Here is a 26,647-nt window from a genome sequence, read left to right on the forward strand (position 1 = left end):
AGGAGCTTTTCATGACGACGATCGCATGGCCCGAGCAGGCCGATCTCGAAGCGTGGCGGCATGATTTCCACCGCCACCCCGAAACCGCCTTCGAAGAGCACCGTACCAGCGCGCGGGTGGCAGAACTGCTGCGAAGCTGGGGGCTGGAGGTGCATGAAGGCCTGGCCGGCACCGGCATCGTTGCCGTGCTGCGCGGCCTGCGGGGCGAAGGGCCGGCGATCGGCCTGCGCGCCGACATGGATGCGCTGCACGTGACCGAGATGAACGACGTCGCCCATGCCTCGGAACATCCCGGCCGCATGCACGCCTGCGGCCACGACGGCCATACCACGATGCTGCTGGGCGCCGCCCGGACGCTGGCCGCGCAGCCGGATTTCAGCGGTACGGTGTATTTCATCTTCCAGCCTGCCGAGGAAAACGAAGGCGGCGCGCGCGTCATGATCAAGGACGGGCTATTCGAGCGTTTCCCGATGCAGGCCGTCTACAGCATGCACAACTGGCCCGGCCTGCCGGTGGGGGCCGCGGCGGTCAATGCCGGTCCGATGATGGCGGCGTTCGACATCTTCAGCCTGACGCTGTCGGGGCAGGGCTGCCATGCCGCCATGCCGCATCTGGGCAAGGACACCCTGCTCGCGGCCTGCCATCTCGTGACCCAGCTGCCGGCGCTGATCAGCCGCGAGCAGCCGGTGCACAAGCCGGCGGTGCTGAGCGTGACCAGCTTCAACGCCGGCGACACCTTCAACGTCGTGCCCGAGCAGGTCAAGCTGCGCGGCACCGTGCGCTGCTTCGACATGGAACAGCGCGCCCGCATCGAGCAGCGCCTGCGCGACGTCATTGCCGCCACCGCCACCCTGCACGGCCTGACCGCGGAGCTGGATTACATCGTCAATTACCCGGCCACGATCAACGCTCCGGCACACGCCGAAGCGTGCGCCGGCGTGCTGGCCGAACTGCTGGGCGAAGACAAGGTGCATCGCAACCTGCCGCCGAGCATGGGTTCGGAGGACTTCGCCTTCATGTCGCAGCGATGCCCCGGCGCATACATCTGGATGGGCAATGGCGAGGACAGCGCATCGCTGCACAACCCCAAGTACGACTTCAACGATGCGCTGTTGCCGCTGGGCGTGCGCTACTGGGTGAGCCTGGTCACGGCGCTGCTGCGTGACGGCAAGCTGCCATCGGCCGAATGAGCGCCGGGGTGGCGGAAGCGTGAATCCGTGCGTTGGCGTCCACCGGCAGGTGCAAGCCGGAGGGCGCCGGCCGGCGCCCCGCTTCGATCGGGGATGGCAGGCGCTGAAGTGAGTGCTATCGTCGGCGCTCACCAGGAGAAAACGCCGCCATGAAAATCTGGGTCGATGCGGACGCCTGCCCGGCCGTCGTCAAGGAAATCCTCTACCGCGCGGCCAGGCGCACCGAAACGCCGCTGACCCTGGTCGCCAACCAGATGCTGCGGGTACCGCCTTCGCCGTGGATCAGGGCGGTGCAGGTGCCGGGCGGCTTCGACGTCGCCGACCAGCGCATCGCCAGCGAAGTCGACGCGGGCGACATCGTCGTCACCGCGGACATCCCGCTCGCCGCCCAGGTCATCGCCAAGGGCGCCACGGTGATCGACCCGCGCGGCGAGCGCCTGACCGCCGCCAACATCCAGGAGCGCCTGAGCATGCGCGACTTCATGGAGGGCCTGCGCAGCAGCGGCGTGGAAACGGGCGGCCCCCGCGCTTTTTCCAATGCCGACCGGCAGGCCTTCGGGAACCAACTGGACAGCCTGCTGGCAAAGCGCAGGTGAAGCCCTCCTTCGGGCGCAGGATGCCGCGTATCGGTGGCAGTGCTGGCCCGTTCCAACCACGCGCAGGTTCCGCCATGAAGAATGCACATTCCGTTCCGGAGTCGTCCCGGCAAGCCGATCCGCCAAGCAACAGCCGGCGCAGCCTGTTCCGCCTGGCGGCCGGTTCGTTGCTGCTGACCACGCTATTCGGGCAGCGGCCGATGGCGGCAGCCGCTGCCACTTCGTCCGGCGGCACGGGCGCCGCACTCGGCGCATGGGCCAGCGGCGGCACGCGCCGGATCGGCCAGGCGACGAGCTTTCCGGACCCGTTCACGGATTCGCTCGAATCGGCGTGCAGGCTGATCTGCTCGACGACCATCGGGCCCTGTCATGGCGCCTCGCCGGAACGCGTCGACATCAGCGACGGCTGGGACGGCATCCCGCTGCGCATGGCGCTGCGCGTCGTCGATGAGGCCTGCCGTCCGGTGCCGGACGCGATCGTCGAGATCTGGCACACCAACTACACCGGGGGCTATTCCGGGGACATCATGCGCATGTGCAACAACGACCCGGACGACCGCGACAGGCAGTTCTTCCGCGGCTACCAGCGCACCGATGCGCGTGGTGTCGCCGCTTTCGACAGTTGCTATCCCGGCTGGTACCGCGGCCGCGCGGTGCATGTTCATGTACGTGTGCAGATCGGTGATTACCAGGCCGACGACCGCGCGCCCAGCAGCGTCGTCACGCAGTTGCTGTTCAGCGACGAACTGAACAGCCGGATATTCGAGGAGCACGCGCTGTACCGAACCTTCGGCCAGCCGGATACCACGCTGGATACCGATGGCGTGATCGGCGGGGAAGCGGACAAGGCTCCCTATCTGTTCGAGGTCAGCCGCCTGGACGATGGCGTGATGTTCGCCCACAAGACGCTGGTGGTCCGCCAGTCCATGGACGATCCGCTGTGCCGAGCCAGTGGCGCCCGCCGGGGAGGCCGGGGGCCGAGAGGCGAGCCGGGCGATCCGCCGCCGGGGCGCATGCCGCGGCCGGATGGCCGCTCCCCGGCCAGGGGGGAGTAGAACAGCGCGGTGTGATTCGGAGCGTGCCGGGTCGGCACGCTCCGGGCAGCTTCATTTCCTGACCGCTCTGACTATGCCGATCAGGATGCAGGCGCCGACGACGCCGGCCACCAGGTAGCCGAGCCAGCCGCCGAAGGAGACGCCGAGAATTCCGAACAGGAAGCTCGCCACCGAGGCGCCGATGATGCCGAGCACGATGTTCATCAGGACGCCGGTATTGCTCTTCATCAAGCCCGAAGCAATCCAGCCCGCGATGCCGCCGATGATCACGGCGGCCAACCAGCCGACACCCATGTCGCTCATCTGCACGTCCTCCAAGTCAGTGGAAACAGTGGAATCGCGCGCCGCCACTGCTGCGGCGGCCACCGCGATGGCGGTGTAATCCGGATTATGCAGGCGCGTTGTGCGGTGCCAAAATGGAAATGGTAAAAAGTCGATACACATCGCGCGGCCGCTGCCTGCGGAGGCGGACAATGGCTCGCCCGAGAAACCCGTCGCGGAGGAGATGGCGATGAAGCTGTTCCAGTGCCAGTGCTGCAGACAGGTGGTGCATTTCGAGAATACCGTCTGCCTGCGCTGCGGGCAGACGCTCGGCTATCTACCGGAGCAGGATCGCATGGCGGCGGTGGAAGCCGACGGGCCGCGCTGGCGGGTATTGCCCGGCGCGGACGGGGCGGACGACAACCGGCGCTGGCGTTTCTGCCGCAACTGGGAGCTCAGCGCCTGCAACTGGATGGTGCCCGCCGGCGACGATGGCGACGCGGAAGTGCCGGACGATGCGGCCGAGTTCTGTCCGGCCTGCCGCCACAACCGCACCGTGCCCAATCTCGACGACCCGGTCCATCTCGCCCGCTGGCAGAAGATCGAGTCCGCCAAGCGCAGGCTCATCTATACGCTCGCCCGGCTCGGGCTGCCGCGTCCGGCGCCCGGCGACGATCATGCCGAGCCGCTGGTGTTCGATTTTCTCGCCGAGCTGCCCGGCAGCGCCGAGCCGGTGATGACCGGCCATGCCGGCGGCGTGGTGACCATCGCACTGGAAGAGGCCGACGATGCCGCGCGCGAAGGCATGCGCGCCGAGATGGGCGAGGCCTACCGCACGCTGCTCGGCCATTTCCGCCACGAGATCGGGCATTACTACTGGGATCTGCTGGTGCGCGACGGCGGCGCGCTGGACGGCTTCCGGGCGATGTTCGGCGACGAGCGCGCCGACTACGCCCAGGCGCTCGACCGCCACTACCGCGAAGGGCCGCCGGAAGGCTGGGAAGCGAGCCATGTCTCGGCCTACGCCACCATGCACCCCTGGGAAGACTGGGCCGAGACCTGGGCGCACTACCTGCACATGGTCGACACCCTCGAAACCGCCTCCGTGCTCGGCATCGAACTGGAACCGGAGGTGGATGACGACGGCGAGCTGTCCGCCGACATCGATGTCGACCCCTACCGCGCGGTGGCGGTGAAGCGGCTGCTGTCCGCCTGGGTGCCGCTCACCGTGGCGCTGAACGCGCTGAACCGGTCGATGGGGGCTGCCGACCTCTATCCCTTTGCCCTGCCCGACGTCGTGCGGCGGAAGCTTGCCTTCGTGCACGATCTGGTTGCGGCCCAGCGCAGGTGAAGATGCCGCCTTCGACTTGAGCGGCCAGGGCCGGAGACCGCGATCATCCGGCGGAAAAATCAGGCACCGAGATCGGCGAGCGGATGCGGGCCGCTGTAACGGGGCGTGAAGTGGTCCGCGACGATCTCGTCGGGGACGGCCTGCACGGTGGCGAATTGCCAGCGCGGCTTGCGGTCCTTGTCGATCAGCAGGGCACGCACGCCTTCGGCGAAGTCGCGGTGGGCGGTGGCGGCGACCGAGACGTGGTATTCGGTGCGGAACACCTCGGCCAGCGACATGTGGCGCGTCCTTTGCCACAGTTCCCACGACAGCCGTGCCGAACTCGGCGCGCCGTGCGCGAAAGTCCTGCCGGCGTTGGCGAGCCAGGGGTCGGCATCGTCGACCAGCGCGGCCAGGCGGGCGGCGATGGCTTCCAGGCCGTCGTGGCCGATCAATGCCTCGATGCGGTCGTAATGTGCACGCAACGGCGAGTCCGGCACTGCTGTGGATTCAGCCAGGCGGTCGAGCAGGGTGCCCAGGCGGGCGTGGTTGGCGGTGTTGCCGGCCGCATCCGGTGCTTCCCAGCGGGTGTCGGCGAGCAGTGCCGGCAGTTGCGCACGCTGGGCGTCGTCGATGATGAAGTCGGCCAGCCCGGCGAAGCGTGCGTCGGCGGCGTTGAGCGGCACGCCGGTCAGCGCCAGGAACAGCCCGCTGCGGCCCGGCATGTGGCGCAGGAACCAACTGCCGCCGACGTCCGGGTACAGGCCGATGGTGATCTCCGGCATCGCCATGCGGGTGGTGGGGGTGGCGACACGGTGCGAGGAGCCGGCCATCAGGCCGATGCCGCCGCCCATGACGATGCCCTGGCCCCAGAACAGCACCGGCTTGGGGTAGGTGTGGATGCGGTGATCGAGCCGGTATTCGCGCTCGAAGAAGTCCTTCGCCGCCTGCGGCGCCTCGCCGGCGGGCATGGCCTTGATGGCGTGGTAGAGTGCGGCGACGTCGCCGCCGGCGCAGAAGGCCTTCTCCAGCGAGCCGTCGAGCAGCACGCCGACGATCGCCGGATCGGCCGCCCAGGCGTCGAGCTGCGGCGCGAGGCGGTCGATCATCTTCAGCGACAGGGCGTTGAGGCTCCTGGGTGCGTTCAGTGTGGCATGGCCGAAACGCCGGCCGCAGGCGGTGGAGATTTCGCGCAGGATCACGCAGTCGTTCGCCGCTGCCGGAATGGATTCGGGGTGTTCGTTCATCGTCTCTCCTTGATGGTACGCGGCGGCCTGCGCAGGAACGTGCTGCGCGGCCGCCGTTCTTATTTTCGCCGCAGGTGCCCCCCAGGGCCAGAAACCATGAAGGCGGCGTTGCGGAGCGTGAGTATTTTCCGTCTCCCGTGTTCAGCGCCTCCGTGCTGCGCGGATCAGCTGGGCCCCTCGCTCGGCGATCATGATCGTCGGCGAACTGGTGTTGCCCGAGGTGATGCTGGGCATGATCGAGGCATCGACCACGCGCACGCCGGCGATGCCGCGCAGCCGCAGTTCGGAGTCGGTGACTGCGGAGTCGTCGTCGCTGCGCCCCATCCTGCAGGTGCCGACCGGGTGGAAGATGGTGGTGCCGATGTTGCCGGCGGCGTGGATCAGTTGTTCGTCGGTGGTGAAGTCCGGCCCCGGCAGATGTTCGACCGGCTTGAACGGCGCCAGCGCCGGCTGGCTGGCGATCTTGCGGGTCAGGCGCAGCGCGTGTGCGGCCTTCTGGCGGTCGGCCTCGTGGCTGAGGTAGCAGGGGGCGATCCTCGGTGCGCTGGCCGGGTCGCGGTCGCGGATGTCGATGTGGCCGCGGGATTGCGGGCGCAGGTCGCAGACGCTGGCGGTGAAGGCCGGGAATTTGTGCAGCGGGTCGCCGAACTTGTCCAGCGACAGCGGCTGGACGTGGTATTCCAGATCGGGTGTCGGCACCGAGGGGTCGGAATGCGCAAACAGGCCGAGCTGGCTGGGTGCCATCGTCAGCGGGCCGCTCCGTTTGAAGGCGTATTCCAGCGCCATCATGGCCTTGCCCCACAGGCTGTTGGCCTGGCGGTTCAGCGTCTTGATGCCCTGCACCTTGTATACGCTGCGGATCTGCAGATGGTCCTGCAGGTTGCGGCCGACGCCGGGCAGCGCATGGGCGACCGGAATGCCGAGTTCCTGCAGCAGGGCCGGATCGCCGATGCCGGAGCGCTGCAGGATGGCCGGCGAGCCGACGGCGCCGGCGGCGAGCACGACCTCGATGCGGCTGCGTGCCACGCAGGCCTCGTTGCCGAGGCGGAATTCGATGCCGCGTGCCTGGCGGCCTTCCAGCACCAGCTTGTCGGACAGCGCACCGGTGACGATGCGCAGGTTCGGGCGGCCGCGCACCGGATCGAGGAAGCCGCGTGCGCTGCTCCAGCGCGTGCCGCGCTTCTGGTTCACTTCGAACTGGCTGACGCCCAGGTTGTTGCCGCCGTTGAAGTCGGGCGTGGCCGGAACGCCGGCTTGCGTTGCCGCTTCGGCGAAGCGGTCGAGGATGTCCCATCTCAGGCGCTGCTGCTCCACCCGCCATTCGCCCTTGCCGCCGTGGAGCTCGTTGCCGCCGCTCCAGTGGTCCTCGACGCGCTTGAACAGCGGCATGACTTCTTTCCAGGCCCAGCCGGCATCGCCGGTGGCTTCGGCCCAGGAATCGTAGTCGCGCGCCTGGCCGCGCAGGTAGAGCATGGCGTTGATCAGCGTGCTGCCGCCCAGGCCCTTGCCGCGGGCGTAGATGATGGAGCGGCCGTTGAGGCCCGGTTCGGGCTCGGTCTTGTAGCACCAGTCGGTGCGCGGGTTGTTGATGCAGTACAGGTAGCCGACCGGGATCCTGGTCCAGATCCATCTTTCGTCGTTGCCGGCTTCGAGCAGCAGCACGCTGACGTCGGGGTCCGCCGACAGGCGGTTGGCCAGCACGCAGCCGGCGGCACCGCCGCCGACCACGATGTAATCGAATTCACCGAAGTCTTTCATGGGGTACTCCTGAGGGGCGAGTTTCGTCGCGTCCTCCGCCGGAGGGCGGGGGACGGTCCGTTGAGGAGGACTTGCCGGGTCGTCAGTTGACCGGCATCACGAACTCGGGCCCCTTGGAGCCGCTGTCGGGCCAGCGCTGCATGATGCTCTTGTAGCGGGTGTAGAAGCGCACGCCTTCCTCGCCGTAGCTGTGGTGGTCGCCGAACAGGCTCTGCTTCCAGCCGCCGAACGAATGCCAGGCCATCGGTACCGGCAGCGGCACGTTGATGCCGACCATGCCGACCTGGATCTTCTGGGCGAACTCCTGCGCCGTGCGGCCGTCGCGGGTGTAGCAGGCGACGCCGTTGCCGAAGGCGTGGGCGTTGATCATCGCCACCGCCTCGGCGAAGGTATCGACGCGGACCACGCACAGCACCGGACCGAAGATTTCCTCGTCGTAGATCTTCATGCCGGGCTCGACCTTGTCGAACAGCGTGGGGCCGAGGAAGTAGCCTTGCTCGCGGCCGGACACGGCGAGGCCGCGACCGTCGAGCACCAGGCTGGCGCCCTGTTCGACGCCGGAGGCGATGTAGCCCTCGATGCGCGCCTTGGCCTCCTGCGTGACCACCGGGCCCATGTCGGCGCCGCGGGCTTCGCCGTCGTCGACCTTGAGCTGTTCGGCGCGGCTCTTCACCTTGGCGATCAGCTCGTCGGCGATGTGGCCCACCGCGACCGCCACCGAGATCGCCATGCAGCGCTCGCCGGCCGAGCCGTAGGCGGCACCGATCAGCGCGTCGGCCGCCTGGTCGAGGTCGGCGTCGGGCATCACCACCATGTGGTTCTTGGCGCCGCCCAGGGCCTGCGCGCGCTTGCCGTTGCGGGCGGCGGTCTCGTAGATGTACTTCGCGATCGGGGTCGAGCCGACGAAGCTGATCGCCTGCACGTCGGGGTGGTTCAGCAGCGCATCGACCGCGGTCTTGTCGCCCTGCACGACGTTGAACACGCCCGCCGGCAGGCCGGCTTCGCGGAACAGCTCGCCGAGCAGCAGCGAGGGCGAGGGGTCGCGCTCGGAGGGCTTCAGCACGAAGGCGTTGCCGCATGCGATCGACACCGGCGCCATCCACATCGGCACCATGACGGGGAAGTTGAACGGCGTGATGCCGGCGGTGACGCCCAGCGGCATGCGCTGGCTCCAGTTGGCGATGCCGCCGCCGACGTTGTCGGAGTACTGGCCCTTCAGCAATTGCGGAATGCCGCAGGCGAACTCGATGATTTCCAGGCCACGCTGCACTTCGCCCCTGGCGTCGGGAAAGGTCTTGCCGTGTTCGCGGGTGATCAGGCGGGCGAGATCGTCGGTGTGGCGCTCGACCAGTTCCTTCATCTTGAACAGCACGCGGGCACGGCGCTGGACGGCCAGTGCACCCCACTCGGGCTGGGCCGCGGCGGCGGAGGCGACCGCAGCATCGACTTCGGCCTGGGTTGCAAGCGCGACCTGGCGCGCGACCTTGCCCAGGGCGGGATCGTAAACCGGAACCTGGCCGCCTTCACCGGGGCGGAATTCGTTGTCGATCCAGTGGCCGACGCGGCCTTGGGGCGATGCGTAGGTGAAGCTCATGTCGATTTCTCCTGCTGTGGTGTGTGGGGGCTTGGAGCCTTGCATTAAAGCGGCTGCGGGGGTACCGGTCCAATGACTTATCATTAGATTCGATATTTTGATTGCTAATATCTCCAGCCTTTGGAGCCAGTCCCCGGAGCAGGCGCGAATACGCGCCTCAGACGATGCCGAAGGTGTAGTACACGGCGATGACCAGGAAGGCCGCGATCGTCTTGATGACGGTGATGGCGAAGATGTCCTTGTAGGACTGGCGGTGGGTCAGGCCGGTCACCGCCAGCAGCGTGATGACCGCGCCGTTGTGCGGCAGGGTGTCCATGCCGCCGGAAGCCATGGCGGAGATCCGGTGCAGGACTTCCATCGGGATGCCCGCCGCCGTCGCGTTCTGGATGAAGGTGTCGGCCATCGCGGCCAATGCGATGCTCATGCCGCCGGAGGCCGAGCCGGTGATGCCAGCCAGGGCGGTGATCGTGACCGCCTGGTTGATCAGCGGGTCGGAAATGGCCTTGAGCCCTTCCGCCACCACCAGGAAGCCGGGCAGGCCGGCGATGACCGCGCCGAAGCCGTACTCGGATGCAGTGTTCATCGTCGCCAGCAGCGAACCGCCGATTGCGAGCTGGGTGCCTTTGGCGAAGCGTTTGGTCACCGTCTTGAAGGCGAACACCATCACCGTCAGGATGCCCACCAGCAAGGCCGCTTCCACCGCCCAGATGGCGACGACCTTGGAGACGTCGGTCGTTATCGGCGTGGTCGTGCCTGCCAGGACCATTTCATGGGTGTCGCCGTAGAAGCGCGGGATCAGGCTGGTGAAGACCTTGTTCATCACCCCGACCATCACCAGCGGCAGCAGCGCGATCGCGGGGTGGGGCAGGTTGTGGTGGTCGAAAGGTTCGGGCTCGTTCACCAGGCTGTTGCCGTAGCCTTCGTTGGCAGTCACCGCGCGGCGGCGCTGGACTTCCAGGTAGATCAGGCCGGTGATCAGGATGAACACCGCGCCGGTGACGCCCAGCCAGGGCGCGGACCAGGTGTCGGTCTTGAAGAAGGTGCTGGGAATGATGTTCTGGATCTGCGGCGAGCCGGGCAGCGCGTCCATCGTGAAGGTGAAGCCGCCCAGCGCGATCGTGCCCGGGATCAGCCGCTTGGGGATGTTGCTCTGGCGGAACATCTCGGCGGCGAAGGGATAGACGGCGAAGACGACGACGAACATCGACACGCCGCCGTAGGTCAGCAGCGCGCAGACCAGCACGATGGAGAGGATCGCCCGCTTCTGGCCGACGAGTCCGATCACCGTGGAGACGATCGATTTGGAAAAGCCCGACAACTCGATGACCTTGCCGAAAATGGCGCCCAGCAGGAAAACCGGGAAGTAGAGCTTGACGAAGCCCACCATCTTTTCCATGAAGACGCTGGAGAACATCGGCGCCACCAGGGATGGATCGACCAGGAACACCGCACCTAGCGCTGCGACGGGGGCAAACAGGATGACGCTGTAGCCGCGGTAGGCCACGAACATCAGGAAGGCAAGCGCCGCGATGACGATCAGCAGACTCACGGTATCTCCTCTTCTGGTTATGACGAAAGAAAATTCCCCCTTCATTGCGAAAGGGCGCAAGGGTGCAGCGCGAGGGATTTAAAACCGCCGAAAACCATCCGGTCCAATGAGTTATCATTGGATTAGTTATTTCGATTGCTAATATCAAATGGACTATTCGGGCCTGCGGGCTTTCGTGATGACTGCCCAGGAAGGGAACCTGACGCGGGCGGCCGAGCGGCTGTACATCACCCAGCCGGCCCTGAGCCTGCAGCTCAAGAAGCTGCAGGAATCCCTCGATCTGAGCCTGTTCGAACGCTTGCCGCGCGGCGTCCGCCTGACCCAGGCGGGCCGCCAGTTATTGCCGGCGGCCGAGCGGGCGCTGGCGGCGGCTTCCGAGTTCCGCGCTGCGGCGGCCGACCTCAAGGGCAGCCTGATGGGCACGCTGCGCCTGGGTACCATCGTCGATCCCGAGTTCCTGCGCCTGGGGGTCTGCCTGCGGCTGCTCGCCGAGCGCCATCCCGGCGTGTCCTTCATGTTGCGCCACGGCATGTCGGGCGCGATGGCGCGCGAGGTGGAAGCGGGCGGCCTGGATGCCGCCTTCGCGCTCGGTGCGCCGGGCCTGGAAGACCTGCAGGATCGCTTCCATGTCCTGTCGCTGACCGGCTTCATCTACCGCGTCGTCGCGCCGCCGAGCTGGGGCGGGCAGGTACGGGGGAAAGGCTGGCGGGCGCTGGCCCAGCTGCCCTGGATCTGGACGCCGCCGGAATCGGTGCATCACCGCCTGCTGAACCGCATCGCCGCAGCGGAGAACGTCGAGTTCAAGGTCGTGGCCCAGGTCGACCTGGAGCCTTCGATGATGGATCTGGTCAGATCGGGCGTCGCGCTATCGCTGGCGCGCGACAGCCTGGCCCTGCATGCCGCCCATGCCGACGGCGTGGTGATCGCCGACGCCGTCGTGGTGCCGGCGGCGCTGGGCTTCATCTGCCGCAAGGACAGGGTCAAGGAGCCGCCGATCGCCGCTGCGATGGAAGTCGTCGCCGAAGCCTGGCGCGGCGACATGCGCTGAGCAGCGAAGCCCGCAGCGGTCCGTGCAGCAGGACGTCATGCTGCCTTGCTCGCGAGGCTGAGGCGCCGTGCTGGTTGCAATGCACAAAAGGCTTGCAGAGATCACCGTGAAAGTAAATGATAATGGACATCATTACTAACTTCAGTGACCAGCCTCCGGACGGTTCTGCGAGTCTGGCTCATCCGATTGGAAGCACGGATGACCTCGAATCAAGCAATGGGTGCGGCAATCGCCCGTGATTTCGTTCTGCCGCCGGGCATGATGCTGGCCGGCGAGTTCAATGGAGGCGATTACCACTTCGTCGGCGCACGCATGACGCCGGACGAACCGGTGCTCGCCGGCCGGGTGTTTCGCCTGGGGGCGCAGGACGGGCTCGAAGTGCATTGCTCGCAGGTCTGCGATCTTCGCGACCTGCGCTCACGGGTCTCGCTGGCCCCGGGCTTGCGCGTCACGGTACTGCTGGTCGGCAACGTCGATGTGTCCTTCGGCGCGCAGTGCGTCGATCTGTCGGCGGGGCGGCGGCAAGCCACCGCATGCGGCATGATGGTCGGCACCACGCGGCAGGAGACTTTCGAGCGCCGCTGGCAGCGGGGCAAGCTCGAGCGCAAGGTCAGCCTGTTCATGTCGTCCGAATGGCTGCAGCAGCAGGGCCTTGCCGATGCCGGGACGGACCCGCGCGTGCGCAGCTTTCTCGACCGCAATCTGGCGACACAGCCCTGGCGGCCGTCGCCGCGCGCCGTGGCGCTGGCCGAGCAACTGATGCAACTGACGGCCAGCCCGGCACCGCTGGGGCGCTTGCTGATCAACAGCCGGGCGGTCGAACTGGCCCACGAGGCGCTGGGCAGCCTGACGGAGCATGCCGGCAATGCCGGGTTGCGCCCATGCCAGCACGAGCGCCTGGCCCGATTGCGCGATTTCCTCGCCAGCGATGCGGCGCTGGATCTGAGCCTGGACGAGATCGCCCGCTGGGCGGGGCTCAGCGCCAGCGCGCTGCAGCGCCACTTCCGTGCAGCCTACGGCACTTCGATCGTCGAGTTCCGGCGCGATGCGCGCCTGCACAAGGCGCGCATCGACCTGGAACAGCGCGGCTCGAGCGTGGCCCAGGCCGCCCATGTGGCGGGCTACAACAGCGCCGCCAATTTCGCCACGGCCTTCAAGCGCCGCTTCGGACTGTCGCCCAAGATGGTGCGTGCACGCATCTGAACGGCGCTGTGGCCGCAAAGCGCATCCGGCAAACATTCGTGCGTGTCCGGCAAACCACGGCGAGGCGATGGAATGCTGAAATGCCTGCCGAAGCACGCTCGGGTTCCGTGCGTGCCTGTCGCTCGCGCAGTGCGCGACTCCAGATCCTACCGAAGCCGAAGCTGCCCACGCCCATGAAACCCACCGCCGACATCCATTCCCATCGTTCCGTCCTGCCGCTTGCCCGCTGCATCCTGGCCGCCATCGCGGCAATGGCGGGCAGCGCTTCCGTCCACGCCCAGGAGGAGAGCATGCTGAGCGCGGTCGTCGTCTCCGCCGCCGGCAAGCAGCAAATGGTCAAGGACGCGCCGGCGTCGATTTCCGTGATCACCCGCGAGGAGATCGACAAGCTGCCGGTCGGCAGCGCGGTCGACGCCATCAGCCGCCTGGAAGGCGTCAACGTCAATGGCGACAGTCCCAATTCCAGCGACATCTCGATCCGCGGCATGCCCGGCGAATACACCCTGATCCTGGTGGATGGCAAGCGGCAGGGCACGCGCGAGACCATGAACCGCGGCACCGGCGGCGTGCAGGCCAACTTCCTGCCGCCGCTCGATGCGATCGAGCGCATCGAGGTGGTGCGCGGCCCGATGGGCACCTTGTACGGCGCCGACGCGATGGGCGGCGTGATCAACATCATCACCCGCAAGGTGCCGACCGCGTGGCGCGGCTCGGTCACGCTGTCGGCGACCAAGCAGGAACATTCCGATCTCGGCGACAGCCGCCAGGCCGACTTCTGGGTGGGCGGCCCGATCAAGGCCGATGCGCTCGGCCTGCAGGTCTACGGCCAGTACGTGCGCCGCTACGAGGACGACATCTACTACCCCCTGCCTTTCGTCAGCGGCGCCCACGGCAGCCGCGACCGCTCGATCGGCGCCAAGCTCAGCGCCAAGCTGAGCGACAAGCAGGACCTGACCCTGGACGTGGGCACCGAGGACTTCAGCTATCTGCGCGAGCCGGGCCATTCCATCGCCGCCACCGCGGACGGCACCGAGACCCGCCACAGCCGCGACCACATCTCGCTGACGCACGAAGGGCGCTGGTCCTTCGGCAGCTCCCGCGTCGTGCTCAGCCAGGAAGTCGGCAAGCAGAACGACTACACCAACGGCGTGCGCAACGTCGCCCGCCCGGAAGTGACCAACCGCGTGTTCGACGGCCAGCTGTCGCTGCCCTTCAGCCGCCACCTGCTGCGCCTCGGCGCCCAGTATCAGCTCAGCAGCGTCGAAGGCATCAGCCAGCAGGATTCCATCCCGGGCTTCCCGGCGCCGAACGTGGACAAGGTGGACATCGATTCGTGGGCCTTGTCGGCGGAAGACGACTTCTTCTTCAGCGATCGCTTCACGCTGACGGCCGGCGTGCGCCTCGACCACCACGAACTCTACGGTTCGCACTGGTCGCCGCGGCTGTACGGGGTGTATCAGCTCGACGAGGCGTGGACCCTGCGCGGCGGCATCGCCAGCGGCTTCAAGGCGCCGACGCTGCGCCAGAGCGTGGCGGGCTACTGCATGACCACCGGCGGCAACACGCCCAAGCGCGGCAACCTGTGCGGCAACCCGAACCTCGATCCGGAAACCAGCCTGACGCAGGAGTTCGGCGTGGCCTGGCAGTGGGCGCCGGGTTCCAGCCTCAGCGCGACGGTGTTCAACAACGACTTCAAGAACAAGGTCGCCAGCTACGACACCGGCGTGGACGATCCGCGCATGCCCTCGCGCAGCATCTACGTCTACGACAACATCGACAACGTCACCATCCGCGGCCTGGAAGTGGCGCTGAACTTTCCGCTCACCCGCACGCTGGGCTTCGACGGCAACTACACCTACGTGAAGTCCGAGCGCGAGGGCGGCGGCGAGTTCTCCTACGACAACAGCTCGCTCGACGGCAAGCCGCTGGACAAGACGCCCAGGCACATGCTGAAGGCCCAGCTCGACTGGACGCCCAATGATGCCTTCTCCGGCTGGCTGCGCGCCAACTACTACGGCAAGTCCTACTACGCCGGTTTCCGCAACGGCGCGACGAACGTGCGCGAGCGTCCGGCCTCGGCCACGCTGGACATCGGCGGGCAATATGCCTTCAGCCCCACGCTGACGCTGAAGGCCGCGCTGCTCAACGTCACCGACCGCATGGTCGCGATCGACAACCGCACGCGCACCACCGGCCTCGACGGCAACTGGATGCAGGACGAGGGCCGTCGCCTGTGGGTGGCCTTGAACGCGGGCTTCTGATGGGCATGCGGCGTTTCTGCCGGGCCCTGCGTGCCGTTCTGGTCGGCCTGCTGTCCGCGCTGTCGCTGGCGGCGGCGGCGGAAGTGGCGGTGACCGACCAGGCCGGTCGCCGCGTGGTGCTGTCCCAGCCCGCGCAGCGCATCGTGCTGACCGACACCTCGGACTTCATCACCCTCGCCCTCATCGATGATCGTCCGGCGCAGCGCCTGGTGGCGTGGAACCGCTGGCGCCTGGATGCGGACACGCTGGGCGCGCTGCGCGAGGCCGATCCCGCCTTCGACGACATCCTGCAGCTCAGCGTCGACGATCCGAACAACTTCCCGCTCGAACGCGTCATCGCGCTGAAACCCGACCTGGTCGTGCTGCATCCGCGTTTCATGGCCGTCGGACGCCTGATCCGCCAACTGGAGGCGGCCGGCATCGGCGTGGTGGTCCTGCGCCTGACGCCCAGCTTCCGCAGCGAGCGGCCACTGGACGGCCTGCAGCAGCTGGGCGTGCTGATCGGCCGCAGCGAGCAGACCGACGCCTACGTGGCTTTCTTCCAGGAGCGTCTCGAGCGCATCCGCAGCCGCGCCGCGACCGTGCAGCGGCGCCCCGTGGTGCTGCTCGAACCGCACGCGGGCAGTGCCGCCTGCTGCACTTCGGTGGGGAGCGGCGAGAGCATCGGCGACCTCGTCACCATCGCCGGGGGGCGCCACATCGGCGAGGAAGTGCTGCCCGGCATGTTCGGCCAGCTGAGCCTGGAATACGTGCTCGACCAGGACCCGGAGGTCTATATCGGTGCGGGCGGCGCCTACCTCGCCGAGCGCGGCGGGCTGGTGCTCGGCGTGAATACCACGCCGGCCGCTGCGCAGGCCTCGCTGGGCCGAGTACTGCAGCGCAAGGGAATGTCCGGCATGCGCGCGGTCGAGGACGGGCGCACCCACGGCATCTGGTTTCCGCTCACCGGCGGCCTGAGCATCGTCGCGCTCGAAGTCGTCGCCAAATGGGTGCTGCCCGACTTGTATGCCGACATCGACCCGCAGGCGACGATGGACGAGATCAACAGCCGCTTCCTCGCCACGCCGCTGCGCGGCAGCTTCTGGACCAATGGGCCGGGGCAGCCCGCCGGTTTCGCCGTTCCCGGCCGGAGCAGCCGATGACGCGCGAGGCCTGTCATCCGGCCGTGGTGGTGTCGACGGCCGGGCTCGATACGCTGGACGAGTACCGCCGGCTGACCTGGCGCCGCCGCGGCCTGGTGGCCTTACTGCTGGTTCTTGCACTGGCCAGCGCGCTGACCGACTTCGTCAGCGGCCCGTCCTCGCTCGGCGTGGCGGATGCGCTGCGCGGGCTGTTCGATGCCGAATCGCTGGGGCGCGGCCAGCGCGTGATCCTGTGGGAGGTACGCCTGCCGATCGCGGTACTGGCGGTGCTGGTCGGCATGGCGCTGGCGCTCGCCGGGGTCGAGATGCAGACCATCCTCGGCAATCCGCTGGCCGAGCCCTTCACCCTCGGCGTGTCCTCGTCGGCGGCGCTCGGCGCCGCGCTCGCGATCGTGCTCGGCGTGGGCGTGCCGGGGCTGGAGCTGTCCTGGCTGGTGCCGGCCAACGCCTTCGTCTTCGCGCTCGGCGCGTTGATGTTGCTGCAACTGCTTGCGCGCACCCACCATGCCGGGCCGGAGACGCTGGTGCTGTTCGGCATCACCATCGGCTTCGCCGCCGGCGCGCTGCTGTCGCTGCTGCAGTTCGTCGCCAGCGAGGATGCGCTGCAGCAACTGGTGTTCTGGACCATGGGCAGCCTGGCGCGCGCCGACTGGACCAACGTCGGCCTGCTGGCCGCGGTGCTGGTGGTGACGATGCCGTTCTCGTGGCGCGCCGCGCGCCGGCTCACCGCGCTGCGGCTGGGGGACGACCGCGCGCGCAGCTTCGGCGTCAACGTCGACCGCCTGCGCCTGTGGGCGCTGGTGCGCGCCAGCCTGCTGGCGGCGACGGCGGTGGCGCTGGTCGGCACGATCGGTTTCGTCGGCCTGGTCGGGCCGCACATGGCGCGCCTGCTGGTCGGCGAGGACCACCGCTTCCTGCTGCCGGCCAGCGTGGTCTGCGGTGCGCTGCTGATGTCGCTGGCCTCGGTGATCAGCAAGACCCTGGTGCCCGGCGTGCTGATGCCGGTGGGCATCGCCACCTCGCTGGTCGGCCTGCCGGTGTTCCTGGCCCTGATCACCCGGCGCCACCGGCGGAGATGAGGTCATGAGCACCACGAATGCTGCGCCGGCGCTGGAAATCCAGCACCTCACGGTGTCCTATCGCAGCCACACCGTGCTTGGCGACCTGAGCCTGCCGCCGCTGCTGCCGGGCCAGCTGGTGGCCCTGGTCGGCCCCAATGCCACCGGCAAATCCACCCTGCTGCGTGCGCTCGCTCGGCTGGTGCCGGCCAGCGGCCAGGCACGCTGGGACGGCCAGGACCTGCTCGCCATGCCAGCGGCCGCGCTGGCGCGCACCATCGGCTACATGCCGCAGAGCCTGCCGGAAACCGCCGCGCTGAACGTGCTGGAAGTCACCCTGACGGCGATGCAGGCCCGCGACCTGCCGGCGCGCGAGGAAGAGCTCGCGGCGATGGCGGTGCTCGAACGCCTGGGCATCGACGACCTCGCGATGCGGCGGCTCGACCAGCTGTCCGGCGGCCAGCGCCAGGTGGCCGCGCTGGCCCAGGCGATCGCGCGCGACTCTCCCATCCTGCTGCTCGACGAGCCCACCAGCGCGCTCGACCTGCGCCACCAGTGGCGGGTCATGGACACGGTGCGCAGGCTGGCCGACAGCGGCCATCTGGTGATCACGGTGCTGCACGACCTCGCCCTGGCGGCGCAGTGGGCCGACCACATCCTGGTGATACACCGGGGCCGTCTGCACGCCTGCGGCACGCCCCAGGCCGCGATCACGCCGGAGATGCTGCGCACCGTCTATGGCGTGGAAGCGCGCGTGCAGCGCTGCGAGCGTGGCCGCACGATGGTGCTGATCGATGGCCCCGCGGAAGCGCCGCCGGCCTGAATTCATTTCCCCCTCGACCGAGGAGTCTTCATCATGACCCAGCTTGTTGCGCAGGCGCAGCTGCGCCTGGCCGAAGCCGAACACACCCTGACGCGCCTGGGCGAACACATGCGCGAACACGGTTTCGAATTCCAGCGTGACGGCGCCGACTGGAAGCTCGCCATCCACGGCGGCCTGATCCATATCCGCGTCGACGGCGAGTTGCTCGGCATCCGCGCCGAAGCCGCGACGATGGATGCGCTGTACGACCTCAAGGTCGTGGTGGCGAGCCATCTGCTGGAGTTTTCTTCCCAGCCGGTCGAGATCCGCTGGCGCGGCGACGGCAGCCAGTTGCGCGAGCCGCCGGCCTTCCGTGTGCTGCGGGTGATCGCCGCGCGCGACCTGACCGCGCGCATGCGCCGCATCACCCTGGGCGGCGAGCGTCTCGAACGCTATGCCGGCCTGGACAATCTGCACTGCAAGCTGCTGCTGCCGCAGCCGGGCAATACCGAGCCGGAATGGCCGACCTTGGATGCCAACGGCCTGCTGCGCATGCCGGAGGGCGACAAGCGGCTGGACATGCGCACCTACACCATCCGCGACATCGACCCGGCGGCGGGCACGCTGGAGATCGACATGGTGGTGCATGAACCTGCCGGCCCGGGCGGCAGCTGGGCGCAGCGCGCCCGCCCCGGCGACCGGGTCGGCATGCGCGGGCCGGGCGGCCTGGGCGCACGCGAGGCCGACTGGACTCTGCTCGCCGGCGACGAGACCGCGCTGCCGGCCATCGCACGCATCCTGGAGAACCTGCCGGCCGACGCGCGCGGCGTGGCGCTGGTCGAAGTCCAGGACGCAAGCGACCGCCTGGCGCTGCGCGTGCCGGCCGGCGTCGAACTGCGCTGGCTGCTGCGCGGCTCGCAGGCGCCGGGCACCACGACCCTGCTGCCGGATGCCGTGCGCGCCGTGGCCTGGCCGGAAGCCGGCACGCGGCTGTTCGTCTGGGCTGGCCTGGAGTTCGACGCCTTCCGTGCAGTGCGTGCGTACGTGCGCAAGGAGCGCGGCCTCACGCCGGCCGAACATCTGGTGGTGGCCTACTGGCGGCGCGGGCGCAGCGAGACCGAGTTCAAGAACGTGCCTGCCGATGACTGAACCGAGGACGCCATGCACCTCGCCTGCGGGCACCGCCTGTCCCGAGTCGGCGGGCGAATCCTGTCCCGGGCCGGGTGGCAGCGCCCGGCCAGAAAAGCTCCTGCCGGGTGAGACCCGGACTGCAACGGCCCAGGCCAGCGGGGCGCGCCTGACCCGATTCGTGGTGGATATCGGCCCGCTGCGGACCAGCCCGGGCTTCCGCCTGCTGTACCTGGCGCGGACGGTGGCGCTGATGGTGTACGGCATCAACGCCGTCGCCGTGGCCTGGCAGGTCTATGCGCTCACGCAGTCCTCGCTGCATGTGGCCCTGGTCGGTTTCTGCCTGGCCGGCGGCCAGCTCGCCGGACTGGTGTTCGGCGGCCGCCTGGCCGACCGTCACGACCGGCGCATGCTGATGGTCGGCAGCCGGATCGCTTATGTCGGCGTCGTCGGCCTGCTGCTGGCCAACACTCTGCTGCCGCAGGCCCAGCTCGGCCTCATCTACCTGGCGGCCCTGGCCGGCGGCTTCAGCAGCGGCATCGGTGCGCCGGCGCTGATGGCGGTATTGCCGTCGCTGGTGGCGCGCGAGCAGCTTGCCGCGGCCGGCGCGCTGAGCGCCATCGCCCTGCAGCTTGCCGCGCTGGTCGGCCCGATCGTGGCCGGGTTCCTGATCGCCGGCGCCGGGCTCGCGAGCTGCTACGCGGTGGTGATGGCGGCCTCGGCGATCACGCCGCTGCTGCTTGCGTGGCTGCCGCGGCTGGATGCCGCCCGGGCGGCCGATGAGCCGCCCGGCAAAGGACAGGAATCGGGGCAAAAAAACGGGCAGGGCGCGCTGGCGGAATGGCGCGACGGCCTGCGTTTCATCCGCCGCAGCCCGGTGATCTCCGGCATGCTGCTGCTCGACCTGATCGCCAGCCTGCTGGCGATGCCCTTCGTGCTGCTGCCCCAGATCGCCAGCGAGACGCTGGGCGGCGATGCGGCGCTGGTCGGCGTGCTGCATGCGGCGCCGGCGCTGGGCGCGCTGGTGGCCGCGCTGTCATCCGGCTGGACGCGCACGCTGCGCCGCCCGGGCCGCGTCCTGGCGGCGATGGCGGTGCTGTGGGGGCTGGCGGTGGCCGCGGCCGGCCTCACCGGCAGCCTGTGGATGATGCTGGCCTGTCTGGCGCTGGCCGGCAGCGCCGATACCGTCGGCGACATCGTGCGCGGCGCGCTGCTGCAGCAGCACACGCCGGATGCACTGCGCGGGAGGGTGTCGGCATTCTGGTTGCTGCAGTCGGCGCTGGGGCCGGCGCTCGGCGGCCTGCAGATGGGCTACGTCGCCCGGCGCTTCGCCGTGTCCACGGCCCTGCTGGCCGGTGGCTGTGCCTGTGTCGTCGGCAGCCTTGCCGCCTGGACTGCGGTGCGGGGGCGTTTTCGGGACGAAGGTGCGCCGGGCATCGACCGGAGGTGAGCGATGCTGCGCTGGTGGCCGACGACTGGATGGGGCATTCCGACTACCAGTCTTCGGCCGGGCAGCGAATCGGCCAGGGCTTGCCGAGCATTCCGGCCAAGGTCTGAATCGCGTGCTCGACGTCCTTGTTCCAGCCAAACCCCGCGTTCAGCCGGATGCAATCATCGAACTGCCCGCCTGCAGCAAAGAGATAACCCGGGGCAATGCCGATGCCTTCCCGGCGTGCCTGCTCGAAAAGCCGTCGGCTGCTCAGGCTGCCAGCGGGCAGCCTTATCCATAAGACATAGCCGCCCGAAGGGTTCGAGGCCACCGTTCCTGCTGGAAAATGGCGAATGATGGCATCGCGCATCCGTGTCATCTGCTTGTGCAAGGTATGCCTGAGCTTGCGCAGATGTGCGTCATACCCGCCGGTGCGGAGGAACTCGGCGATCGCAGCCTGCGGGTAGATGGCTGTTCCCATCGTCGAGCTGTATTTCATCGATGCGATCGCCGAGGACCAGCGCCCGCCCGCCACCCAGCCGACGCGGATGCCGGGGGCAAGAGTCTTGGAAAAGCTGCTGCACAGGATGACCTTGTCGCTCAATGCGCGCAACGGCCTGGGGCGGACGGGATCGAAATGGGTGTCGCCGTAGATGTCATCCTCGATCAAGGCGACGTCGTATCGTTCCGCCAGCGCCACCAGTCTCGATTTGTCCTCCGGCGACAGCGTGATGCCCGTCGGATTGTTGATGTTTGCAATGCTGATGACCGCACGAAGCTGTCCGGCCTTGAGGGCGAGCTTGAGTTGTGCGAGGTCCATGCCACGCTCGGAGGCGGAAATTTCCACCGCGCGCAAGCCGAGGCTGCGGAGCATCTGCAGGATGACGAAATACGTCGGGGACTCCACGGCCACGCCGTCGCCTGGCCGGGTCACCGCGCGCAGCGCGAGCGCGAGCGACTCGATGCAACCGTGGGTGATCACGAGTTCCTGCGGACTGAGTTCGCATCCATAGTCGAATGCGCGCCGCACGATCTGCTGCTTCAAGGGTGGATGGCCGGTGCCGCGCACATGGTTTCCCAGCAGGGTCGGGTCACGGTAGATCAATTGCCGCATCAATATTCCGAGCTTGGCAACCGGGTAAAGCGCGGCCTCGCCATTGGCGAGATCGAGCCGGACCCGGCATGGCGTACCCACGATGGACAGATGCGTCTGCGCCTGATCTTCCAGTGGCGCCAGTTCGATTGGGCGCGCTTCGGCAGGCAGGGTGTCGCGCTGTGGCGCAACGTAGAAACCCGACTTGGGGCGTGCCTCGACCAGGTGCTCCTGTTCCAGCAGTCTCAAGGCCTGCAGCGCGGTCAGGATGCTGACGCCATGATCTTTGCCGAGCGTCCGCACCGACGGCATCTTTGCTCCGGCCGGAAGCGTTCCGGCCTCGATCGACGCACGCAGCTTGCGGGCGATCTGCTGATAGAGGGGAAAGCTGCTCATGGCGGGTGCGGTCATCGGCTGGGCGCGAACTGTTATACAACAGAATGACGGGCACTGTGCATGGATGACGCGCCATCGGGGAAATAGAGTGAGGCCCTACCCGATATCAAGGCGCACAGCCCTCCGGCGTTGCGTGAATCAGAGGAAATCATCCATGGAACTTCTCGGTCAGTTCTGGCAGGAGCACTGGGTTTTCGCAATCCTCGTGTTGTGCCTGATTGCGTTTTTTGCCGGCTTCGTGGACAGCATTGCGGGCGGAGGCGGCTTGTTTCTGGTGCCCGGCTTTCTCCTGGTGGGGCTTCCGCCACAGGTCGCGCTCGGGCAGGAAAAAATTGTCAGCACGCTCGGCACCCTGGCAGCGATCCGGAATTTCCTGCGCGAAAGCAGGATCATCCTGAACCTTGCCCTGCTGGGCATCCCTTTCTCCCTGATAGGCGCATATGCGGGTGCGTATCTGATTCTGCTCATTCCGGCCGAGATCGTCGCGAAGCTTCTTCTCGTGCTGATTCCGGTCGGTATCGTTTTATTCCTCATTCCGAAGGACGGGCGGATCGGGCCCGAACCGGTGGAAGGTCGAAAATTTCTGCTGATGGTGCCCTTGGTCTGCTTCGTCGTGGGCTTCTATGACGGTTTCTTTGGTCCAGGCACCGGAAGCATGTTCATCATCGCCTTCCACTATCTTCTGAAGCTGGATCTCGTGTCGTCGTCCGCGAATTCGAAGGTATTCAATTTCTCGTCGAATATAGGTGCCTTGCTTGCGTTCGTGCTGGGAGGCAAGGTGGTCTATGCCATTGCCTTGCCGCTGGTGTTGAGCAACGTCCTTGGCAACCACTTCGGCAGCAGGATGACCATCCGGAGCGGAAGTGGTCTGGTGCGTAAAGTCCTTGTTTTCTCGATGCTCAGTCTTTTTGCCAGCCTGGGAGTGAAATACGCCCTGTAAGGCACCCGGTGCGGAAACTCCAGTTTTCTCGATGGATGTTGCCGATATGTCCGGACACCTTGGCCAGGAGAGTGTCGAGAATCCGGGCGGAAAATGACACGCGCCCAAGCCTGGCGGGCTGGGCGCGTGTCGCTGCAGCTGCAATGCAGGTGATCAGGAAGGCTTGATCGCCACCTTCAGCACGCCGTCGCGCTGGTTGGCGAACAGCTCGTAGGCGGCGACGATGTCGTCGAGCTTGTACTGATGGGTGACGAGCACGCCGAGGTCGAGGCGGTCGGCGGCGAGCACGTTCATCAGCCGGCGCATGCGCTCCTTGCCGCCGGGGCACAGTGCGGTGCGGATGGTGTGGTCGCCGAGGCCGGCGGCGAAGTTGGCGATCGGGATCTTCAGGTCTTCCGAATACACTCCCAGGCTGGACAGCGTGCCGCCCGGCTTCAGCACTTTCAGCGACTGCTCCCAAGTCGCTTGTGTGCCCAGCGCCTCGATCGAGCTGTCGGCGCCGCGGCCGCCGGTGAGCTTCATGACTTCGTCCACCACGTCGCAGTTGCGGAAGTTCAGCGTCACGTCGGCACCCATCTTGCGGGCGATGCCGAGGCGATGGTCGTTGCCATCGACGGCGATGATGGTGGTCGCGCCCAGCAGGCGCGCGCCGGCGGTGGCGCACAGGCCGATCGGGCCCTGGGCGAACACCACCACGGTGTCGCCGAGCTTGATGTTGGCGTTCTCGGCGCCCTTGAAGCCGGTGGACATGATGTCCGGGCACATCAGCACCTGCTCGTCGGTGAGACCGTCGGGAATCGGCGCAAGGTTGGCCTGGGCGTCGGGTACCAGCACGTATTCGGCCTGGGTGCCGTCGATCATGTTGCCGAAGCGCCAGCCGGCGGTGGCCTTGTAGCCGTGGCAGCCGCACTGGCCGCTGGGCACGAGGTAGCTGCCGTCCTGCGAGGGGAAGCCATCCTGCGCGGCATAGCTGTTGAAATTCGGGCAGATGGCGCCGGCGATCACGCGCTGGCCTTCGGTGTAGCCCTGCACCGCGCTGCCGAGCTTCTCGATCACACCCACCGGTTCGTGGCCGATCGTCAGGCCCGGCTTCACCGGGTATTCGCCTTTCAGGATATGTACGTCGGTTCCGCAGATCGTGGTGGTGGTGATGCGGATCAGGGCGTCGTTCGGGCCGATGTCGGGAATCGGCTTGTCCACCAGTTCGATGCGGCCAGGGGCTACGAAAACGGTTGCTTTCATCATCGTCATGAGACTTCCTCCTGGAGAGTGCCGTAGGGCTCCTTCAGTGTAGGCCAGATCGCAGGCGGACCTCTCCCGCGGGGTTTGATCCAGGTCAATGGAAGCCAGTTTTGTCAGCGCTGAATTGATTTCGATCAAATGAGAATGATTGTCATTAATTGATATAATCACGCCGTTCCCCGCGATGCCCGCCGGAGGCGGTGCGGCACGCGGGAAGCCGCTCGGCCGCGTGATCCGCTCCCGGTCCTGCGTGCACCTTTCGACCCGATTTTCAGCAAGCAACCGACGCCCGCGCGGCTAGGCAGCCAGCCAGATTCCGATGGAGATACCCATGCTGAAGCTGTCGTCTGCCCGCACGTCCGGGCGTCATGATGATTCGAAGGCGCCGATTCGCCCGGCGCCGCTGTACGGCGCGCTGCTGGCCCTGGCCGGACTGGCGCCGGCGGCCGGGCTGGCGGCCGAGGACGGCCAGCGCCTGAGCGAGGTCGTGGTCACCGCCACCCAGCGCGAGCAGGCCATCCGCGACGTGCCGGCCGCCGCCTCGGTGGTGACGCGCGAGGACATCCGCAGCAGCGGTGCCGACAACGTGCTCGGCGCGATCCGCGAGACGCCCGGCATCGGCCTGCTCGGCCGCAGCGTCGGCGGCCGCAAGACGATGTCGCTGCGCGGCATGGACGGCAAGCACACGCTCTACCTGGTCGACGGCCTGCGCGTGATCGCGACCGACGACTGGGTGGGCCACTCCGATTACCAGTACGACTGGGCGCCGGTCGACGACGTCGAGCGCATCGAGGTGGTGCGCGGGCCGATGTCGGTGCTGTATGGCTCGGATGCGCTCGGCGGCGTGGTCAACACCATCACCCGCCGTCCCGCCGACCACTGGCAGGGCAGCGTGCGCCTGTCCGGCAGCGATGCCCGCGCCGGCGGCGGCGATGCGGTGGGCGGCGGCGTCCATCTGTCCGGCCCGCTCGGCGAGACCTTGCGCATCGGCCTGTCGGCGACCCATCTCGACCGCGATCCGCTCGAGCTGAAGGAGAACCGCCGGTTGTCCGAGATCGAGGGCACCAAGATGGATGCCGGCCACCTGCTGCTGTCGTGGGCGCCGCTGGCCGGCCACACCTTCGACCTGGAGCACCGCGTCGCCGACGAGGAGCGCACCCGCCAGCAGGTCAGCGGCGGCACCTACTACAGGGATCTCTACGACATCGAGCGTAGCCAGTCCATCGCCACCTGGAAGGGCAACTGGGGCGAGGTCGACAGCCAGTTGCGGGTGTGGGAGTCGGACTTCTCGGTGAAGAGCAAGCGCACCAACGGCGTGACACCGACGCGGCCGCAGAGCATGGAGGAGCGCGGCGTCGACGGCCGTGTCGGCTTCGGCATCGGCAGCGCCCAGCACCTGACGATCGGCTTCGACGCGCGCAAGGAGGAGATGAAGAACGCCGGCCTCGCCGGCGGCAAGGACGACGCCACGCACAAGGCGCTGTACCTGCAGGACGAGATCGGCCTGTCGGACTCGGTGATGTTGACGCTCGGCGTGCGCCACGACCGCCACAGCATTTTCGGCGGCGAGACCAGCCCGCGCGCCTACCTGGTGTGGCACGTCGATGATCGCTGGACCGTGCGCGGCGGCTACGGTGAAGGTTTCCGCGCGCCGACGCTGAAGCAGATCTCGCCCAACTACGAAGGCCACGAAGGGCCGCATTCCTTCTACGGCAACGGCGACATCAAGCCGGAGACCAGCCGCTCGGTCGAGTTCGGTGTGGCTTACGCGCATGACGGCATCGAGTGGGAAGCGACGGTGTTCCACAACGACGTCAAGGATCTGATCACCACGCGCCTGTTGCGCGTCACGCCGCCTTCCGGCGGGCTGCCGATCCCGCGCCGCCACTATCTGTACGACAACGTCGACGAAGCGCGGATCATCGGCGTCGAAACGGCGGCGAAGTGGCAGCTCGGCCGCGGCTTCTACCTCGGCGGCAACGCGCAGTGGCTCGATACCAAGGACAAGGAGACCGGCGACGAGCTCAATGGCCGCTCCCGCATCCTGCTCAACGCCCGCGCAGGCTGGAAGCAGGGGCCGTGGGATGCCGTGCTGCGGGCCGAGCACATCGGCCGCCAGTATCTCGATGGCGACCGGGCACCGTCCTACAATCTGCTGCATGCCAGCGCGGGCTACCGCATCAACGAGCACCTTGGCGTCAGTCTCGGTGTGGACAATCTGACCGACGTTCGCCTGGCCGAGAAGTCCGAAGCGTTCAGCTATTCCGAGACGCCGCGTACGCTGCGCGTGTCGCTGCACGGTTCGTTCTGATCCTGCCATCCCGC

21 protein-coding genes are annotated in these 26,647 nt (G+C 67.7%); 14 read left to right on the forward strand and 7 right to left on the reverse strand.

What is annotated here, in order from left to right; genetic code table 11:
• Positions 1-11 precede the first annotated feature (11 nt).
• From NX068_RS19360 to NX068_RS19370, 3 genes are all read left to right on the forward strand, one after another.
• The gene (locus NX068_RS19360; protein ID WP_263462853.1) at positions 12-1,190 is read left to right on the forward strand and encodes a M20 aminoacylase family protein; all 1,179 of its coding nucleotides are present in this window, start codon (positions 12-14) and stop codon (positions 1,188-1,190) included.
• A gap of 149 nt (positions 1,191-1,339) precedes the next feature.
• A complete protein-coding gene (locus NX068_RS19365) occupies positions 1,340-1,786 on the forward strand; it encodes a YaiI/YqxD family protein (RefSeq protein WP_263462854.1) in 447 nt (148 codons plus the stop codon).
• 74 nt (positions 1,787-1,860) lie between these two features.
• Entirely contained in the window at positions 1,861-2,841 is a 981-nt protein-coding gene (locus NX068_RS19370) for a dioxygenase family protein (protein WP_263462855.1), read from the forward strand.
• A gap of 51 nt (positions 2,842-2,892) precedes the next feature.
• On the opposite strand, the gene NX068_RS19375 is transcribed toward NX068_RS19370, so the two are convergent.
• Positions 2,893-3,315, reverse strand: a complete 423-nt coding sequence (locus NX068_RS19375) for a GlsB/YeaQ/YmgE family stress response membrane protein (protein WP_263462856.1) — start codon at positions 3,313-3,315, stop codon at positions 2,893-2,895.
• A 37-nt stretch (positions 3,316-3,352) separates the two neighbouring features.
• Between NX068_RS19375 and NX068_RS19380 the strand changes: the two genes are divergently transcribed.
• Entirely contained in the window at positions 3,353-4,453 is a 1,101-nt protein-coding gene (locus NX068_RS19380) for a zinc-binding metallopeptidase family protein (RefSeq protein WP_263462857.1), read from the forward strand.
• A gap of 59 nt (positions 4,454-4,512) precedes the next feature.
• On the opposite strand, the gene NX068_RS19385 is transcribed toward NX068_RS19380, so the two are convergent.
• The 4 genes from NX068_RS19385 to NX068_RS19400 form a co-directional block, all read right to left on the reverse strand.
• Complete coding sequence (locus NX068_RS19385) at positions 4,513-5,679, reverse strand: enoyl-CoA hydratase/isomerase family protein (RefSeq protein ID WP_263462858.1); 1,167 nt, start codon at positions 5,677-5,679, stop codon at positions 4,513-4,515.
• A 141-nt stretch (positions 5,680-5,820) separates the two neighbouring features.
• Positions 5,821-7,437, reverse strand: coding sequence for a GMC family oxidoreductase (locus NX068_RS19390; RefSeq protein WP_263462859.1), 1,617 nt, complete (start codon positions 7,435-7,437; stop codon positions 5,821-5,823).
• Between the two features lie 82 nt (positions 7,438-7,519).
• A complete protein-coding gene (locus tag NX068_RS19395; RefSeq protein WP_263462860.1) occupies positions 7,520-9,031 on the reverse strand; it encodes a CoA-acylating methylmalonate-semialdehyde dehydrogenase in 1,512 nt (503 codons plus the stop codon).
• A gap of 157 nt (positions 9,032-9,188) precedes the next feature.
• A complete protein-coding gene (locus tag NX068_RS19400; RefSeq protein ID WP_263462861.1) occupies positions 9,189-10,580 on the reverse strand; it encodes a GntP family permease in 1,392 nt (463 codons plus the stop codon).
• Between the two features lie 148 nt (positions 10,581-10,728).
• Here NX068_RS19400 and NX068_RS19405 point away from each other — a divergent pair, with 148 nt between their 5' ends.
• From NX068_RS19405 to NX068_RS19440, 8 genes are all read left to right on the forward strand, one after another.
• A complete protein-coding gene (locus tag NX068_RS19405) occupies positions 10,729-11,628 on the forward strand; it encodes a LysR family transcriptional regulator (RefSeq protein ID WP_263462862.1) in 900 nt (299 codons plus the stop codon).
• A gap of 198 nt (positions 11,629-11,826) precedes the next feature.
• Complete coding sequence (locus NX068_RS19410; protein WP_263462863.1) at positions 11,827-12,831, forward strand: helix-turn-helix transcriptional regulator; 1,005 nt, start codon at positions 11,827-11,829, stop codon at positions 12,829-12,831.
• A gap of 173 nt (positions 12,832-13,004) precedes the next feature.
• Positions 13,005-15,092: a TonB-dependent receptor domain-containing protein gene (locus NX068_RS19415; protein ID WP_263462864.1), complete on the forward strand. Its 2,088-nt coding sequence runs from the start codon at positions 13,005-13,007 to the stop codon at positions 15,090-15,092.
• On the forward strand, positions 15,092-16,234 hold the full coding sequence (locus tag NX068_RS19420) for an ABC transporter substrate-binding protein (protein WP_263462865.1): 1,143 nt from the start codon (positions 15,092-15,094) through the stop codon (positions 16,232-16,234). Before NX068_RS19415 ends, NX068_RS19420 begins: the two co-directional genes overlap by 1 nt.
• Positions 16,231-17,313: a FecCD family ABC transporter permease gene (locus NX068_RS19425; protein ID WP_263462866.1), complete on the forward strand. Its 1,083-nt coding sequence runs from the start codon at positions 16,231-16,233 to the stop codon at positions 17,311-17,313. Before NX068_RS19420 ends, NX068_RS19425 begins: the two co-directional genes overlap by 4 nt.
• A 4-nt stretch (positions 17,314-17,317) precedes the next feature.
• Positions 17,318-18,115: an ABC transporter ATP-binding protein gene (locus tag NX068_RS19430; protein ID WP_263462867.1), complete on the forward strand. Its 798-nt coding sequence runs from the start codon at positions 17,318-17,320 to the stop codon at positions 18,113-18,115.
• Positions 18,116-18,148: 33 nt separating this feature from the next.
• Positions 18,149-19,243, forward strand: a complete 1,095-nt coding sequence (locus tag NX068_RS19435) for a siderophore-interacting protein (protein ID WP_263462868.1) — start codon at positions 18,149-18,151, stop codon at positions 19,241-19,243.
• Positions 19,236-20,672, forward strand: coding sequence for an MFS transporter (locus NX068_RS19440; protein ID WP_263462869.1), 1,437 nt, complete (start codon positions 19,236-19,238; stop codon positions 20,670-20,672). Before NX068_RS19435 ends, NX068_RS19440 begins: the two co-directional genes overlap by 8 nt.
• Before the next feature lie 43 nt (positions 20,673-20,715).
• Here NX068_RS19440 and NX068_RS19445 read toward each other — a convergent pair whose 3' ends face one another.
• A complete protein-coding gene (locus NX068_RS19445; RefSeq protein ID WP_263462870.1) occupies positions 20,716-22,155 on the reverse strand; it encodes an aminotransferase-like domain-containing protein in 1,440 nt (479 codons plus the stop codon).
• Between the two features lie 139 nt (positions 22,156-22,294).
• On the opposite strand from NX068_RS19445, the gene NX068_RS19450 reads away from it, so the two are divergent.
• Entirely contained in the window at positions 22,295-23,080 is a 786-nt protein-coding gene (locus tag NX068_RS19450; protein ID WP_263462871.1) for a TSUP family transporter, read from the forward strand.
• Positions 23,081-23,233: 153 nt separating this feature from the next.
• On the opposite strand, the gene NX068_RS19455 is transcribed toward NX068_RS19450, so the two are convergent.
• The gene (locus NX068_RS19455) at positions 23,234-24,331 is read right to left on the reverse strand and encodes an NAD(P)-dependent alcohol dehydrogenase (protein ID WP_263462872.1); all 1,098 of its coding nucleotides are present in this window, start codon (positions 24,329-24,331) and stop codon (positions 23,234-23,236) included.
• A gap of 322 nt (positions 24,332-24,653) precedes the next feature.
• On the opposite strand from NX068_RS19455, the gene NX068_RS19460 reads away from it, so the two are divergent.
• Positions 24,654-26,633, forward strand: coding sequence for a TonB-dependent receptor plug domain-containing protein (locus NX068_RS19460; protein WP_263462873.1), 1,980 nt, complete (start codon positions 24,654-24,656; stop codon positions 26,631-26,633).
• Positions 26,634-26,647 lie beyond the last annotated feature (14 nt).

This window comes from Thauera carbonicopians (genome assembly GCF_025699485.1).
Lineage (GTDB): Bacteria > Pseudomonadota > Gammaproteobacteria > Burkholderiales > Rhodocyclaceae > Thauera.